Raw genomic sequence first — 15,984 nt, 5'->3', positions numbered from 1 at the left:
TTTTTCAACTATAACACCGGTTACACCATTGACTCCTGTGGCTCCTGTATCTCCGGTTGCCCCGGTGGCTCCTACAGCGGCCAATAACGTATAGTCTGGTGATATATCTGGTGTGCCTGCTGGCGGTGCTGTATTCACAAGATATGTTCCACCTTCATATGTCACTACTTGACCTTCTGGATATGTTGGCGCTTCTGCCGCATCAAACGGCACGACTCCAGCTAGACCTACTCCCGTCGCTCCTGTCGCACCCGTAGCGCCTGGGTCTCCCGTGACACCGGTTGCACCGGCAGCGGCTAACAGCGTATAATTCAACGACGTATCCGGCGTACCGATTGGCGGTATTGAATTCACCACATACGTACTGCCTTCGTACGTCACTACTTGACCTATTGGATATGTTGGGGCTGCCGCTTGATCAAATGCTACGATGCCCGTTAAACCTACTCCCGTTGGACCCGCTGGACCTACTGGGCCAACTGGACCTGCTGGACCTACTTGGCCAACTGGACCTGCTGGACCTGCTGGACCTACTTGGCCAACTGGACCTGCTGGACCTGCTGGACCTGCTGGACCTACTGGGCCAACTGGACCTGCTGGACCTGCTGGACCTGCTGGACCTTTTCTTCCTCTTCCTCCATGTGATCCTTGAATGACACAAACACAAGGATCTTTTCCGCAACATGGATTTTTTACTAGCTTTTTTGACTTTCCTTTCTTACAACTATCACATTCCCAGCGATCATCCTTATACGCATCATACCAGCTTCCTTTTTGGTAGCGGTCTGTATGAGTTGGGTACATCTCTCCGCATTGTCTACACCTTCTCACGGAATCACCTCCATCCATCGTATTCATCATCATGTGGAAAATTGTATGTACCATTTTATTTTTATAAAAAATTTGAAAAGACCTTGCACTTCAGGCACAAGGTCTTTTCTTCATTGAACTCTCATCGTCATCATGAAATCTTTTTATACCATACTATATTCAACTTCTACTGGACGGATTGCCTCTTTTCGTTTTTCCACACCTTCTCCTTCAAAGTAAGAAGGTGCATCTTCCCCTCCGATAAAGGTGACATCTAAGTCATGACTTTGTACAGAAGTGTTGCTTCTAAAAATGACGCACTCACCTTCTTGACAGCTCCATTCATTCCTATTCAATTTCGAAATCACTTTCTTCATGATGTCTTCTGAACGGCATGGATAGGAAATGATGCCCAGCTTTTCACTTTTTCATGGTCTGTTACAAAAAGAAGAACTTTTCCTTCATCTAGATGTTCTTCAAATGTCTCAGCTTCTTCTTTAGAGAAACCTATTTCATGAATTTTATTACGGAGCTCGTCGCCCTTTTTGCTAAAGATATTTCCAACAGCATGCTTAAGTCCAACTTCTTTTGGACCTATCGTATTTGCATCTGCATTGCTTGCAATACGCTCTGTTCGATCATCGTCATGGGACAGAACATATATGTCCTCTCTTGCAACACCGAGTGCTTTTAGTTGCTCTACATCTCTTTGAAGTGTTTCATCATTTGAATACTCTCTTACAACAGGTTTCATTATATATTCCTCCTTTAACGTCTTACGAATCTTTTACCCGTCACTTTTGTCATTAAACCTTCCACTTGCACATCCATTTAGCGACATGTATTTACTGTGCCTATTGACTTATTTTTGACAAAATTCCCACATAAATGACTAAATTTTCTGAATTATCGTGTTCATTCCTCATGATTTGTTGTACAATTCATATACTGGAGGCTAGAAATGGGGTGGAGCTGATGTATTATTTTTCAGCTGAGCAGCAGTTTAATGCATGGGTTGTCAGTGATTTGGTGAAACAGCTTTTTCAAAAATGGCATCCTGAAGAATCAAAAGCAAAGCCGCTTACATTGTTTGCTGAACAGCACTTTCACATCTGCATTGATTATCTCTTTTCGATTATTATTAACATTGGAGATATCGAGTCAATCGAACAAGATCCACAAGACCTGTTGTCCTCATATTTGAATATCCTTTTTCCTTTTGTGACGCACGATATGATGAAAGCCTCCATGCAAAATGCAAATGAATATTTGTTAAAAGAACGTGATGCGGACGTGTATCAGCTGTTTGTTTCTCTCCCGCCGCTCCTTTCTGTCTCTCTTCAAAAAAAGTAGTCCCCTTCTTTTAGATGGTGACTGCTTTTTTGTATGTGTTTTGAAAAGATCGTATGTTTTGAATGAAAAGAAGCAATCATGTTAATGTAGATCTAGGATGCAAGTGAAAGGGAGGATTTGACATGAGTCAACAAAAGCAAATTCAATTAGCAAAACGTCCAAAAGGGTTACCTACAAAAGATGTTTTTCATTTTGAAACCGTTGATATACCAGTACCTCAAGATGGTGAAGTCTTGATTCAAACGAAATATGTGTCTGTAGATCCTTATATGAGGGGACGAATGCAGGATACAAAATCCTATACACCTCCGTTCAAGCTCAATGAAGTGATTCAGGGGGGTGTTGTAGGAGAAGTCATCGAGTCCAAATCACCTCAATTTAAAAAAGGTGACTTTGTTCTTGGATTCCTTGGCTGGCAAGAATACTCTACGGCCAAAGCAGAGTCTCTGACAAAAATTGATCCATCTATTGCGCCGTTATCTTATTACTTAGGGATTTTAGGCATGCCTGGACAAACAGCCTATTTTGGACTTCTTGCGATTGGTCAGCCAAAAGAAGGCGAAACCGTTGTCATCTCTGGAGCCGCTGGTGCCGTTGGTTCCGTTGTCGGACAGATCGCTAAAATCAAAGGCGCCCACGTCGTTGGCATTGCCGGATCTGATGATAAGCTGGCTTATTTAAAAGAGCTCGGCTTTGATGAAACCATTAATTATAAAACAACAAACGATTTAGATGATGCCATTGCAAAAGCTTGTCCAAACGGTGTCGATGTGTATTTTGACAATGTTGGCGGCGAAATCTCTGATGCCGTGATGAATCATTTGAACCGCTTTGCCCGTATTCCAGTCTGCGGCGCTATTTCTTCTTATAATATTAGCCCTAGCAAAGACATCGGACCGCGTGTACAAACAAAACTCATTAAAACAAGCGCATTGATGCAAGGCTTCATTGTTGCCAACTACGCTGATCGTTTTGAAGAGGCGGCAAAGGATCTCGCTCAATGGATAAAAGAAGACAAACTGACTTACAAAGAAACCATTATCGAAGGTTTTGACAACATTCCTGATGCGTTCCTTGGACTATTCAAAGGGGAAAATGTCGGAAAACAGCTTGTCAAAGTTTCATAACACCAAAAGGGCTAAAATGAACTTTATTTTAGCCCTTTTTCTTCTTTTCAGCGTGATAGAAAACCTTTGCAGTCTAGGAAGGACGAGCACCAGCGCGCAGGACTGCGGGCGAATGCGAGGGTTTGTCTATACGCTGAGACTAGCCGCTGTATGTAGCTAGTCTTTTTTATACCCATTTCATCGTTATAGAAAACCTTTGCAGTCTAGGAAGGACGAGCACCAGCGCGCAGGACTGCGGGCGAATGCGAGGGTTTGTCTACACGCTGAAAGGACCCGCCAAACGGCAGGGTCCTTTTATTATGCCTGATGCTGCACAAGCTGCAGCTGGCCTTGTTTATACACAATTTCCTCAAGCGAGAGATTCAGCTTTTTCGCCATTTTTTTCAGCATCGCATGCTCTTGATGGGTGACAAGACTGATGACAGCCCCTTCTTTTCCTGCACGGCCTGTTCTGCCTGAACGATGAATATAGCCTTCTTCATTTGGCAGATCTGCATGGATGACGTACGGTAAATCGTCGATATCAATGCCTCTTGCTGCAATATCCGTTGCAAGAAGAAGCGGAAATTCATGCTGTTCAAATGCCTTTAAAATAACAGCACGATCTGCTTTTTTCGCTTCACTGTGAAGCACTCCAAGATCAACATGATGATACGCTAATTTTTCTGCATAAATGCTTAAATTCGTAATATCGCGCACAAAGACAAGCGCCTGCATGTCCTCAAGCCGCGATAGCTTTTGGAGCAGTTTCACTTTATCCCGCTGATCACATAACAAATAGTAATGCCCTACCTTCTGCGCTTCTTCCTGGCTTCTGCTAATTGTCAATACCTCTGGCTCAGATGTCATCTCTTTGATCAGTTGAACGGTTTCCTCTTTCAAAGTGGCAGAGAAACAAAGAATTTGTCTTTCTTTTAATGTTGATTTAATGATCGCTTGGATCGTTTTCATATGCTCTGGGACAAGAAGCTGATCTGCTTCATCTAACACGATTGTTTTGACTTCATGCATTTTCAATTTCTTGATTTTGATTAACTCTTGTACACGGCCCGGTGTCGCCACCACGATGTTTGGGTGTTTTTTTAGCTTTTCCTGCTGCTTCTTGATGTTTGCCCCGCCTATTAAGGAAATAGCTTTGATGTCTGAACCTTGTTTGAACTCTTGCACAACATCAAAAATTTGCATCACAAGCTCTCTTGAAGGTGCCAAGATTAAGACTTGCGGGTGTTTGATACTCACATCAATTTTATTTAAAAGCGGCAGAACATACGCAAGTGTCTTCCCCGTTCCAGTTGGTGATTCTGCAATCACATCGCGCTTTTCCGTAATCCACTCTGCTGTTTTTTCTTGTATCGCTGTTGGTTTCTCAAAGCCAGCCGCTTCAAAGTTCTTTTGTATAAATGGTTTGGCTTCTTTTAAAAATGCCCAATTTTCGGTCATGTCGATCTCCTTTATCCTCATTCAATCTATCCTTAAGTATCTCAAAATCAGCTTTGAAACGCAATTTTTCTTTTGATGCTTTTATCGAGCCGGACAGTTCGATATAATCATGAGAGGCACTAGCCGTTTTGAATCTATTTGAGGTGTAAAAAATGATATTATCTGTTAAAGATTTAAGCCATGGCTTTGGTGACAGAGCCATTTTCCACGAAGTCTCCTTCCGTTTATTAAAAGGCGAGCATGTCGGCTTGATCGGCGCTAACGGTGAAGGAAAGTCAACGTTTATGAATATTATTACTGGCAAGCTAGAGCCAGATGCAGGAAAAGTCGAATGGGCCAAAAATGTCCGTGTGGGCTACCTTGATCAGCATACCGTGCTAGAAAAAGGAAGAACCATCCGTGAAGTCCTTCAAGATGCCTTCCATTATTTATTCTCTATGGAAGCCTCAATGAATGACATTTATGGCAAAATGGGTGAAGCTGATCCTGATGAGCTGGAAAAGCTGTTAGAGGAAGTTGGCGTCATTCAGGATGCACTGACAAACAATGATTTCTATATCATTGATTCCAAGGTGGAAGAAATCGCAAGAGGTCTTGGGTTAACGGATCTTGGGCTGGATCGTGATGTGACAGAGCTGAGCGGCGGGCAGCGTACAAAAGTCCTGCTGGCAAAATTGCTGTTAGAGAAGCCAGAAATTCTCCTTCTCGATGAGCCGACCAACTATTTGGATGAGCAGCATATTGAGTGGCTGAAACGCTATTTACAGGAGTATGAAAATGCATTTATCCTCATTTCACATGATATCCCGTTCCTAAACAGTGTCATTAACTTGATTTATCATGTTGAAAATCAAGAACTCACGCGATACGTTGGTGATTATGATCAATTTAAACAAGTGTACGAAGTGAAAAAGCAGCAGCTAGAAGCAGCGTATAAAAGGCAGCAGCAGGAAGTCGCTGAACTAAAGGATTTTGTTGCAAGAAACAAAGCACGTGTCAGCACAAGAAATATGGCGATGTCCCGTCAAAAGAAACTGGATAAGATGGATATGATTGAACTGGCGGCCGAAAAGCCAAAACCAGAATTCCACTTTAAACCGGCTCGTACGTCTGGGAAACTGATTTTTGAAACGAAAGATTTAGTCATTGGTTATGACGAACCGCTCTCTCGCCCATTGAATCTGAAAATGGAACGCGGACAGAAAATCGCCTTATATGGCGCAAATGGTATCGGTAAAACAACGCTGCTGCGAAGCCTTCTTGGAGAAATCACGCCAATTTCTGGCGAGGTGGAACGTGGAGAATTCTTGCATATCGGCTACTTTGAGCAAGAAGTCAAAGAGCAAAACAGCAACACCTGTATTGAAGAAGTGTGGAGCACCTTCCCTTCTTACACGCAATATGAAGTGAGAGCAGCCCTTGCCAAATGCGGATTAACGACAAAGCATATTGAAAGCCGTGTATCTGTTCTAAGCGGCGGTGAGAAAGCAAAGGTCCGCCTCTGTAAGCTGATAAATGAAGAAACCAATTTACTTGTTCTCGATGAGCCGACAAACCACTTAGATGTCGATGCGAAAGAAGAACTAAAACGTGCGTTAAAAGAATATAAAGGCAGCGTCTTATTGATTTCCCACGAACCTGAATTTTATCAAGATGTTGCAACCGATACATGGAATTGTGAATCTTGGACGACAAAAGTATTATAACGTCAAAAAAGCCTTATATCTGTTCAAAAAGATATAAGGCTTTTTTCTATTTTAATGACCGGCCTGTATATTCACCAAATGCTTACGGCCAAGAAGCAGGATGATCATCCCTGCCAGCACAACAGCCGCCCCTACATAATAGGGCGTACTTGCTGTATACGTTTCAGCGAGTACGCCGGCAATCCAAGGAGCAATCGCACCACCAATAAATCGTACTGCGCTGTAAGAGGATGAAGCAATTGAACGCTCAACAGGTGCTGAGCCCATGACAGCCGTCGTAAGCACCGTATTGATCATGCCGAGAATTCCCCCAGCGATGACAATTCCGCAAATGTTTTATAACCTTAACGTAAACGTTAAATTTTTGACCCTTGATTTCTCCTGCTGTTTGATGCAAAATAAATAGGAATTATTACGATTTAAAGGAGGTACACTATGCTTTCTTTTCCACCCAAAAAAGAACGACACCAACAATTTGGATCTGTCCCGCCAAGCGCTCGAACGAAGCCTTGTCAAAAAGAGGACATGATGGACATACAACAGACGGAGCAGGACTTTTATTTTGATCTTGAACAAGTGGGAATTTGCCGCGTGTCGTATCCTGTACATATTTTGTCTAAAACGGCACCACAGCACCAAACAACTTCCGCTGCCTTTGCACTGAGCACATACTTGCCAGCTCATCAAAAAGGCATTCATATGAGCCGTCTTACTGAACAGCTGCACTCATTTTACGAGAGCGGAAAGCCGCTTGATGTGAATTCCTTAAAAGAATTGACGGCACAGCTTGCCAAGCAAATGAATCAGCCATCCGCCTCTGTTCAGGTTTCCTTTCCTTGGTACATGGAAAAAAAGAGCCCAGTGAGCCGAAAGTCCGGTTTGATGCATGCGACTGTGCAATATGACGTCCATTTTCATGAAGAAAACGGATGGATCTGTCATGTTGGCTGCACTGCACAGGTCACTACACTATGCCCTTGTTCAAAAGAAATCAGTGAATACGGCGCGCATAATCAGCGCGGCACTGTGTCTATTCAGGTAGAGCTGTTTGAACAAGTACAGCTCCCTGATGACATGAAAGCTGATCTACTGCAGATCATCGAGTCCAATGCGAGTGCGCCCCTTTATCCCGTACTTAAAAGACCTGATGAAAAGAAAGTGACAGAAGAGGCCTATGAAAATCCACGCTTTGTGGAGGATGTCACGAGGTTAATTGCGGCCGAGCTTTATGAACAAAACTGGGTCAAGGGCTTTCAAGTCGAGTGCCGCAATGAAGAATCCATTCATCAGCACGATGCTTATGCTAAATGCTCTTATCAAAAAAAACTGTAAAGCCTCTCTACAGTTGAGCGTGTAGACAAACCCTCGTATTCGCCCTAAGCGCTGTTGCTCACGAAGGTTCAATTCGCTCTTTGAAAGCAGCTATCCTTTCTGGAATTCAATGGTTTTCTATCACGCTGAAAAGAAGAAAAAGGGCTCATGATGAGCCCTTCGTCTTCTTTTATGCAATTTTGTCAGCACGCTTAATTGCTTTCCAATTCCTCTATCATCATCGACAGTTCTGTCCAGCGGTCCATCGCTTGTTCTAATTCTTCTGTGACGGCTTTTTGCTTGTCCATCAGCTCTTGAATTTTCCCGAAATCACTGCCTGCCTCAGTAATGCTAGCTTCGAGCTGCTGGTTTTTTTCCTCTAATGCTTGGATCCGGTCTTCAATCCCATCCCATTCAATCTGGTCCTTATAGGACAGTTTTTTTCTCTTTTTAGGGGCCGCTTCTACTTGTTTTTCAGGAGGCTTTGTCTCTGTTCGCTTCTGCTCTTTTTCTTGCTCCATGTAATCGCTGTATGCCCCTTGAAAATGTGATATGCGTCCATTTCCTTCAAAAACAAGCAGGCGATGAACGACTCGGTCTAAGAAATAACGATCATGCGACACTGTGATGACTACGCCAGGGAACTGCTCCAAATAATCCTCTAAAATGCTGAGCGTCTCTGTATCAAGATCGTTCGTCGGCTCATCTAAAAAGAGAACATTCGGCTCTTCCATCAAGACTTTTAGTAAATATAATCTGCGGCGCTCTCCTCCTGACAGCTTGCGAATAAACGTGCGCTGCATGGATCTTGGGAATAAGAACCGCTCCAGCATCTGCTCGGCTGTCACAATGGTGCCATCCGTTGTCTTCACGATTTCAGCTGTTTCTTTGATGTAATCAATGATGGTCAGCTCTTCATTCATTTCATGATGATCCTGCGTGTAATAGCCAATGCGAACCGTTTGGCCAATAGTCAATTGTCCAGTAGTCGGTTCTATTTTACCCGCTAGACAATGAAGTAACGTGGTTTTCCCCACTCCGTTCGGTCCGATTAATCCAATACGGTCACCTGGCACGACTAAATCGGAAAAGCGCTCCACAAGGGTTTGGCCAGCAAATGAGATGCTGATCTCTTCTACCTCCATCACCTGTTTTCCAAGCCGGTGAGAACCGATCGCAAAATCAAGCTCGCCCTTTGCATCAGGTCCCTTTTGATCCTTCAGCTCTTCTACTCTGCCGATTCGTGCTTTTTGCTTTGTCGTTCTAGCCTTTGCCCCTCTTCTCAGCCAAGCAAGCTCTCGTCTAAGTAGATTTTGACGTTTCGTTTCCTTCACCTGAGCTTCCGCTTCTCGTTCTGCTCTTTTTTCTAAAAAGACTTCATAATTTCCTTTATACGTATACAACTGCCCTTGATTTAATTCATAAATCCGATTGGCAACACGGTTTAAGAAATAACGATCATGGGTCACAAGGATAACAGCCCCGCTGTATTGACTCAAATACCCTTCAAGCCATTCAATGGTTGCATTATCTAGATGGTTCGTCGGCTCATCCAAAATCAGCAAACCCGCAGGCTGGATTAAATTTTTGGCGATGGCAACACGCTTTTTCTGTCCGCCCGATAACGCATGAACAGAACGGCTCACATCTTGGACACCAAGCTTTGTCAAAATCGTTTTCGCCGAAAGGTTTGCATCCCATGCGTCCTCCTGATCCATTTTATTTTGCATACGCATGAGCGCCTCTTGTTTTGCTTCATTTTGCGGATCATGCGCTAAATTAGCAAGCGCCTGTTCATACGCCTTCATCGTTTGAATCATCGGTGCTGTTCCAGAAAAAATATAGTCGAGAATTGTTTCATCTCCGCTCATCTCAGGATCTTGCTCAAGAAATTCGATATCAAGTGTTCCTGCTTTCGTGATGTCACCCTCCTCAAACGATTCAAGCCCTGCGATCACCTTTAGAAGCGTTGATTTGCCTGTTCCATTTGGTCCAATTAAACCGATGCGTTCCTTTGGTTCTATATGAAAAGAGATATGATCAAACAGCGTTTTTTCGCCATAGGTTTTATATAATCCTTCAACATTCAATAAACTCAATTTTATCAGCCCTTACATAGATTCTTCCTTTATTTTAAATCAGCCAGTAGCAGAAAACTAGTTTTAAAAAACCCGCTACTGAAAAGAATGTTTCCTTTTGATGCTCGATACACTATGATGAGGTGATCTATAGATGATATCCATTAGCTTATGTATGATTGTGAAAAATGAAGAGGAGGTTTTAGCGGACTGCCTTTCTTCTGTTCAAGACATTGTAGATGAGATGATCATCGTTGATACAGGATCAACAGATCGGACGAAGGAAATTGCTCACTCTTTTTCAGCACAGGTGCTCGACTTTGAATGGGTTCAGCATTTTGCAAAAGCCCGCAATTTCTCTTTTTCCCATGCAACAAAAGAGTATATCCTATGGCTGGATGCAGACGATGTCCTGCTTGAAGAGGACCGAAAAAAGCTTCTTCAGCTCAAGCAGACTCTTGATCCCGCTGTGGATTCCGTCTCGATGTTTTACCACGTTGGATTTGATAAGGACGGTCATGTGAATTTTAAATATAGAAGAAACCGGCTCGTCAAACGTGCTTTACACTTTCAATGGTACGGAGCCGTTCATGAATTTCTCCAAGTGTATGGCAACATCTTTCCAGCCGAAATCGCCGTCACACATCAAAAGCGTAAGAAAACTACCGCTGTGGAGCCTGGGCGCAACCTGCGAATTTATGAAGACATGCTTGCAAACGGTGAGGAGATGACGCCACGTGATCTCTTTTACTTTGCCAATGAGCTAAGGGATCACAAGCAACATGTGAGGGCCATTCGTTTTTATCATCAATTTTTAGCCACAAAACAATGCTGGATTGAGGATGAAATTCGCGCATGTCAATATTTAGCTGACTGCTACTATGCAGTAGGTTTCGAGGAAGCGGCCCTATCCTCATTATTGCGCTCCTTCTTATATGATCAACCCCGCCCTGAATTTTGCTGCCGGATCGGGGATCATTTTAAAACACAAAATAAACACCAAGCAGCTATCTTTTGGTATGAGCAGGCCCTGAAGGCTCCTGAAAACGAAACAGGCTTTACACTCATCCAATATAAAACGTGGTACCCTCACCTCCAGCTTTGCTATTGTTATTATCAGCTCGGCGATTTGGAGCAAGCCAAAACCCATCACCTTGCTTCATCAGTCCATTACCCTGCCCATCCGAGTGTGCTGTACAACGAAAAAATATTTGCTGAACAGCCGTAAGATCTCCTGTTGCCGCATTCGCCTGTTATGTGCCGGCGGATGTCTTTTTATATCCATTGAACGCTTATGATATGTCACGCTTTAGCGATTTAAAGCGTTTTTCAACCAATTGACTAAATTATCATTTACGCATATACTAACATTCGTCTTACGAAAAGATTTATCCATTAGGAGGTCAACATGAGTTCTTTATTTAGAAAAAAATCTCTCGACCAGCTCATGCTTGAAAGTCAAACAAAGCGGCTGAGTCGTTCTTTGAATACATTTGATTTAATCTTGCTTGGCATCGGCTGTGTGGTCGGGACTGGGATCTTTGTCATTACGGGGGTCGCTGCTGCGAAAGATGCGGGACCTGCGATTATTATATCTTTTATTTTGGCTGCGATCGCATGCGCTCTTGCTGCTTTTTGCTACGCAGAATTCTCCTCGTCCATTCCAGTGTCAGGAAGCGTTTATACGTATTCTTATGCCACACTTGGCGAATTCCTCGCCTTTTTAATGGGCTGGGATTTAATGCTCGAGTATGTCGTTGCGCTCTCTGCTGTAGCCAGTGGATGGTCGTCCTATTTTCAATCACTGCTCAGTGGATTCGGCCTGCACATACCGAAGGCCTTATCGGGTGCACCTGGAGCCGTTGATGGGGCCGTCTTTAATCTGCCAGGCGCACTCATTATTTTACTCATTACCTTTATTGTCTCAAGAGGCGTAAAAGAGAGCACAAAGCTGAATAACATCATTGTGCTCATCAAAATTGCCATTGTCCTGCTCTTTATCATTTCAGGCTTCGCTTACGTTAAACCTGAAAACTGGACACCTTTTATGCCAATGGGCTTTAATGGCGTCATTGCCGGAGCTGCGACTGTCTTTTTTGCTTATCTTGGATTTGATGCAATTGCTAATGCATCAGAAGAAGTCAAAAATCCACAAAAGGCGATGCCAATCGGAATTATTGGTGCGCTCGGCGTTTGTACGATTTTATACATCGGTGTTTCATTCGTCTTAACAGGCATGGTTCACTATACGAAGCTAAATGTCAGTGACCCTGTCGCATTTGCTCTTCAAGTTGTTGGCCTGAATAGTGTCGCTGGCATTATATCCGCAGGTGCGATTATCGGGATTACGACCGTGTTAATCGCTCTTGTGTATGCCCAGGTTCGTTTAACCTTTGCTATGAGCCGAGATGGGCTGATGCCGAAAATTTTCTCAAACGTTCATCCAAAATCGAAAACACCGGTTGCCAACACTTGGCTGACAGGGATTGTTGCGGCATGTATCGTTGGATTCGTCAACTTATCAACACTGGCTAATTTAGTCAGCATCGGTACACTTGCGGCCTTTACGGTGATCTCGATCGCTGTGATCGTTTTACGAGAAAAACACCCGAATGTCAAAGCAGCATTTAAGGTACCATTCGTGCCTGTTCTTCCGATTATTAGTGCCGTCATATGTATTAAACTTGCGACGACACTTTCATGGGTGACATGGAGAGCTTTCCTCATCTGGGTGGCTATTGGTGTCATTGTTTATTTCACGTATGCAAGACGAAAAAGCCATCTCAATCAAACACATTAGAAAAGAGACACGGGGATTCCCGGTCTCTTTTTTTGCTTAAATCACACTGTTTTTAGCTGAATTCGAGTCGATCATATCTGGATCTAATACGCTTGAAATTGGAATGACAAGCGGTGAACAATCTCCATTGTCCTCACCAAAACCTTGGTTCATTTTCATCGAAAGAAAATAATCGACCTGCTGATAAGGACCTAGCGTGAGTGAAGCCCCCCGGTCCATTGCATTGATTTTAAAAGCACCGACATTGACGACTGAAGGTGAGAATAACATCACACGTCACTTCCTTTGAATAGGTTTAGCTGCTGGCGAAAAAGAGGCAGGTGAGTCCACTTGATCTCGATCATCAACATGGCTTTTTGTTCCGACAAAACCGCTGGCATCTCCAAAATTCTGTCCGTACCCCTGATTTTTCTTATCTGAGTTTTGCCACTCTGCTAACAAATTTTGTCCGACATTCACCGCCGACGCATTTTCAAAGGAATTAATTTTTAACATGAAAATATTAATATTGATATACGGAGTTGGTTGAACCACAGATAAACCTCCTTTTTATAGGTATATGCAAGCACCCATCAAGTATGTTAACAGGAGGTCTTCACATGGACTTCGAAAAAATGAAGCAGTGGATGGATATTGCCCAGCAAATGCACGGAGATGATTTTTGGAAAATGATATTCGATGATGAGCAAAGATCTCCCTTTATGGCAAATGGTCCGTCTCCCTTTACATTCACGCAACAAGATCAGCGAGGAACAGATGCGTCATTTCCACCAATCGACATTGTGGAAACCCCTACAGAATTTCAGTACTTAATATATTTGCCTGGCTACCGGAAGGAAGATGTTCAGGTGCTGTCATATGGGGAATATTTGGTTGTGAAAGGACAGCGTTTTTCCTTTTTTAACGAGCAGGACTTTCGTCAAAGGCAAGGGAAATATGGTCCGTTTGAAAGAAAAATTCGGCTTCCAGATATGATTCTTGGTCAAATGAATGCCGTCTTTAAAGACGGCGTGCTGTACATCCGGCTGCAAAAGGATGAAGGAAAAGCAACTGCGATTATCATAGATGACGAATATTGATACTCACTGCATCTATTTGATCACGATCATCAACCGTTTCAATCGGCAGGATCGTGATCACGCCATCGGCATTTTGCTCACCGAAACCATTGTTTCTTTTTATCGTCGAGCAGTGATTTTGTACGAACGTCGAACCGAATGTCATCGAGGACCCTGCACCAATACTATTCGTTTTCATATGAGCAATCTGAATCCGTGTAGGCAGCATGCTTTTCTCCCCTTTCTTGTCATCTCTATAAGTATATACCGGGCAGCTTTTCCATAGACTAGAGCAAGGCGAAAGAAAAGGTTGTGGTCACTTGAAACATTTCATTCAATCACTCTTTAAAAAAACGGAATCCAGCCCATCCCCGTCTGTCGTCGAGCTGGAAAAAAGACTCACTGCTCTTGAACAAAAAATGTCTGCACCTGCTTCACCAGTTTCAGAGGATACGCACATTCATATTGAATCACTGCACGTGGACAAAATTGACTACCATCTAGAGTTTGGTGAACTTTCCATTAACCAGCTGCAAGGCAGACTCAACATTGGGGCAACCTATTATACGCCAAAGGACGCGCACCTCAAAAAGCCCGCTCCAGCACCGAAGCCAAAAGAAACATCTGCACCAACCGTTTCGATTCGATCAAAGCCCTCATCTCAGCACGATCGGCAGCCAGAAATAAACCGCAAGAACAATCGCCACAATACTGATGATATTTAACCAAAAGCCCGCCTTGACCATATCAGAAATTTTGAGTATATCTGCGCTAAAGACAGCCGCATTTGGCGGTGTAGAGATTGGTAGCATAAACGCACACGAGGAAGCTAACGCAGCCGCAGCCATTAAACCATACGGCTCAATGCCAATGGCCAGGCCAAGCCCTACTGTGATGGGAATCACCATATTGGCCACAGCTGTATTTGACATAAATTCTGTCATAAACAGAACGGCAGCCGTTAAAATGAAGATAATCATGAAATAAGACAGACCGTTTAAAAGTTGAAGCTTCTCCCCCATCCAGCCCGTCAAATCGGTTTCTGCAAATCCTGTGGCAAGCGACAAACCGCCCCCAAATAAAAGCAATAGCCCCCAAGGAAGCTGTTTCATATCCTGCCATTCTAGAATTCTCTCACCATTCGTCGATGGAATGAGAAAGAGCAGGATTGCACCAAAAATTGCAATAGATGTATCTGATACATAAAGATTTCCAAACAACAAAGATTTAAAGATCCATAGGCACGCAGTCATGAGAAAAACCGTAAGAACCCATTTTTCCTCTTGTTTGATCTTTCCTAAATCCTTTAAGTCCTTTTGAATGAAGTGAGCTTTGATATCACTTCGATGCTCCACCCGAAATTGAATTTTTGTTAAATATACATATAAGAGAGACAGCATAACGACTGTGACAGGAAAGCCAAATAAAAACCATTCAAAAAACATAATGTCACGATCTAATAATTTTTTAGACATTGCGGCAAACACTGCATTAGGAACTGTTCCGACGAGTGTCGCTAATCCGCCGATCGAGGCAGAATACGCAACAGACAGCAAAATGCTTTTACTAAACTTCTCAAGTGAATGCCCTGACAATATCTGATTTGCTTTGACTTCTTTAATGATAGCGAGTGCCACAGGAAGCATCATTAAAGCTGTAGCAGCATTCGAAATCCATAAAGATAAAAAAGCCGTTGATATCATAATCCCTAATACAATACGGTCACTTCTTGTGCCAATAAAATTGAGAATATGTAAGGCCATTCGTCGATGTAAATTCCATTTCTCAATCGCAATTGCAATCATAAAACCACCCATATACATAAAGACAATCGGATCACCGTAGGATTTTGCCGTTGCATCCATCGACAGTCCCCCAAGCGTTGGCAGTAAAATAATCGGCAATAGAGACGCAGCTGGAATCGGCAATGCTTCTGTTACCCACCAAGTAGCCGTCCAAGCTGTGACAGCAAGCACTACCTTAGGTGCATAGGCCAATTCTGACGCTGGTATCAAAAACATGAGGATAAGAAATAAGCACGGTCCTAGCAATAATCCTGTGATATTCACTTTTTGATAAGCGATCATACATCCCTCCATTTTGTTATCGCTTCCAAGCGATTTATTCCCTTATGATCCTTCGATGATATGAAGTGATTTCCCTTTTACCAAGAGCAGGCATAAAGACTCGATAAACACAGTGAAATTTGACACCCAAAATGACTATCAGCAGTTCATTTGTCTTATTCACGCAGCATGATTCCCATGAGAAACTATACAAATCGTACACAATAACTGTAAA

16 protein-coding genes and 2 pseudogenes are annotated in these 15,984 nt (G+C 43.1%); 8 read left to right on the top strand and 10 right to left on the bottom strand.

Annotated elements, in window-relative coordinates; all coding sequences use genetic code 11:
• The 3 genes and pseudogenes from BA1_RS19640 to BA1_RS03770 form a co-directional block, all read right to left on the bottom strand.
• Positions 1–885 (bottom strand): annotated as a pseudogene (locus BA1_RS19640) (hypothetical protein); the annotation flags it as partial.
• A gap of 89 nt (positions 886–974) precedes the next feature.
• Positions 975–1,187, bottom strand: coding sequence for a bifunctional 5-amino-6-(5-phosphoribosylamino)uracil reductase/diaminohydroxyphosphoribosylaminopyrimidine deaminase (locus BA1_RS03775; protein ID WP_008355895.1), 213 nt, complete (start codon positions 1,185–1,187; stop codon positions 975–977).
• The gene (locus BA1_RS03770; RefSeq protein ID WP_008355892.1) at positions 1,184–1,564 is read right to left on the bottom strand and encodes a YflT domain-containing protein; all 381 of its coding nucleotides are present in this window, start codon (positions 1,562–1,564) and stop codon (positions 1,184–1,186) included. Before BA1_RS03770 ends, BA1_RS03775 begins: the two co-directional genes overlap by 4 nt.
• Positions 1,565–1,785: 221 nt before the next feature.
• Between BA1_RS03770 and BA1_RS03765 the strand changes: the two genes are divergently transcribed.
• Positions 1,786–2,163: a YfmB family protein gene (locus tag BA1_RS03765; RefSeq protein ID WP_034738324.1), complete on the top strand. Its 378-nt coding sequence runs from the start codon at positions 1,786–1,788 to the stop codon at positions 2,161–2,163.
• A gap of 122 nt (positions 2,164–2,285) precedes the next feature.
• The gene (locus tag BA1_RS03760; RefSeq protein WP_008355888.1) at positions 2,286–3,290 is read left to right on the top strand and encodes an NADP-dependent oxidoreductase; all 1,005 of its coding nucleotides are present in this window, start codon (positions 2,286–2,288) and stop codon (positions 3,288–3,290) included.
• Positions 3,291–3,587: 297 nt separating this feature from the next.
• Here the strand turns inward: BA1_RS03760 and BA1_RS03755 are convergent, their stop codons facing one another.
• Entirely contained in the window at positions 3,588–4,730 is a 1,143-nt protein-coding gene (locus BA1_RS03755; protein WP_008355886.1) for a DEAD/DEAH box helicase, read from the bottom strand.
• Between the two features lie 152 nt (positions 4,731–4,882).
• Between BA1_RS03755 and BA1_RS03745 the strand changes: the two genes are divergently transcribed.
• Positions 4,883–6,436 carry an ABC-F family ATP-binding cassette domain-containing protein gene (locus BA1_RS03745; protein WP_008355885.1) on the top strand — a complete coding sequence of 518 codons (1,554 nt, stop codon included), beginning with the start codon at positions 4,883–4,885 and terminating at the stop codon, positions 6,434–6,436.
• Between the two features lie 51 nt (positions 6,437–6,487).
• On the opposite strand, the pseudogene BA1_RS03740 reads toward BA1_RS03745, so the two are convergent.
• Positions 6,488–6,760, bottom strand: a pseudogene (locus BA1_RS03740) (MFS transporter); the annotation flags it as partial.
• 111 nt (positions 6,761–6,871) lie between these two features.
• Between BA1_RS03740 and folE2 the strand changes: the two are divergent.
• Positions 6,872–7,768 (top strand): GTP cyclohydrolase FolE2, encoded by an 897-nt coding sequence (gene folE2 / locus BA1_RS03735; protein ID WP_008355881.1) that lies wholly within the window; start codon positions 6,872–6,874, stop codon positions 7,766–7,768.
• 191 nt (positions 7,769–7,959) lie between these two features.
• On the opposite strand, the gene BA1_RS03730 is transcribed toward folE2, so the two are convergent.
• Positions 7,960–9,846: an ABC-F family ATP-binding cassette domain-containing protein gene (locus BA1_RS03730; protein WP_008355879.1), complete on the bottom strand. Its 1,887-nt coding sequence runs from the start codon at positions 9,844–9,846 to the stop codon at positions 7,960–7,962.
• 133 nt (positions 9,847–9,979) lie between these two features.
• Between BA1_RS03730 and BA1_RS03725 the strand changes: the two genes are divergently transcribed.
• Positions 9,980–11,053, top strand: a complete 1,074-nt coding sequence (locus tag BA1_RS03725; protein WP_008355877.1) for a tetratricopeptide repeat-containing glycosyltransferase family 2 protein — start codon at positions 9,980–9,982, stop codon at positions 11,051–11,053.
• Positions 11,054–11,233: 180 nt separating this feature from the next.
• Positions 11,234–12,625, top strand: coding sequence for a branched-chain amino acid transporter BcaP (locus tag BA1_RS03720; protein ID WP_008355875.1), 1,392 nt, complete (start codon positions 11,234–11,236; stop codon positions 12,623–12,625).
• 36 nt (positions 12,626–12,661) lie between these two features.
• On the opposite strand, the gene BA1_RS03715 is transcribed toward BA1_RS03720, so the two are convergent.
• A complete protein-coding gene (locus BA1_RS03715; RefSeq protein WP_008355873.1) occupies positions 12,662–12,895 on the bottom strand; it encodes a hypothetical protein in 234 nt (77 codons plus the stop codon).
• 6 nt (positions 12,896–12,901) lie between these two features.
• The gene (locus BA1_RS03710) at positions 12,902–13,159 is read right to left on the bottom strand and encodes a hypothetical protein (RefSeq protein WP_003213975.1); all 258 of its coding nucleotides are present in this window, start codon (positions 13,157–13,159) and stop codon (positions 12,902–12,904) included.
• A 65-nt stretch (positions 13,160–13,224) separates the two neighbouring features.
• On the opposite strand from BA1_RS03710, the gene BA1_RS03705 reads away from it, so the two are divergent.
• Positions 13,225–13,704, top strand: a complete 480-nt coding sequence (locus tag BA1_RS03705; protein ID WP_008355870.1) for an Hsp20/alpha crystallin family protein — start codon at positions 13,225–13,227, stop codon at positions 13,702–13,704.
• Here the strand turns inward: BA1_RS03705 and BA1_RS03700 are convergent.
• Positions 13,685–13,912, bottom strand: a complete 228-nt coding sequence (locus BA1_RS03700) for a hypothetical protein (protein WP_008355867.1) — start codon at positions 13,910–13,912, stop codon at positions 13,685–13,687. The genes BA1_RS03705 and BA1_RS03700 overlap by 20 nt on opposite strands.
• Positions 13,913–14,003: 91 nt before the next feature.
• Between BA1_RS03700 and BA1_RS03695 the strand changes: the two genes are divergently transcribed.
• Positions 14,004–14,408: a hypothetical protein gene (locus BA1_RS03695; RefSeq protein ID WP_008355865.1), complete on the top strand. Its 405-nt coding sequence runs from the start codon at positions 14,004–14,006 to the stop codon at positions 14,406–14,408.
• Here BA1_RS03695 and BA1_RS03690 read toward each other — a convergent pair.
• On the bottom strand, positions 14,340–15,770 hold the full coding sequence (locus BA1_RS03690) for an SLC13 family permease (RefSeq protein WP_008355864.1): 1,431 nt from the start codon (positions 15,768–15,770) through the stop codon (positions 14,340–14,342). The two genes, BA1_RS03695 and BA1_RS03690, sit on opposite strands and share 69 nt — an antisense overlap.
• Between the last annotated feature and the right edge of the window lie 214 nt (positions 15,771–15,984).

Source organism: Bacillus xiamenensis (genome assembly GCF_000300535.1).
Lineage (GTDB): Bacteria > Bacillota > Bacilli > Bacillales > Bacillaceae > Bacillus > Bacillus xiamenensis.
Note: the sequence above shows the minus strand (reverse complement) of the source record. Positions and strands in the feature narration are given on the sequence as shown.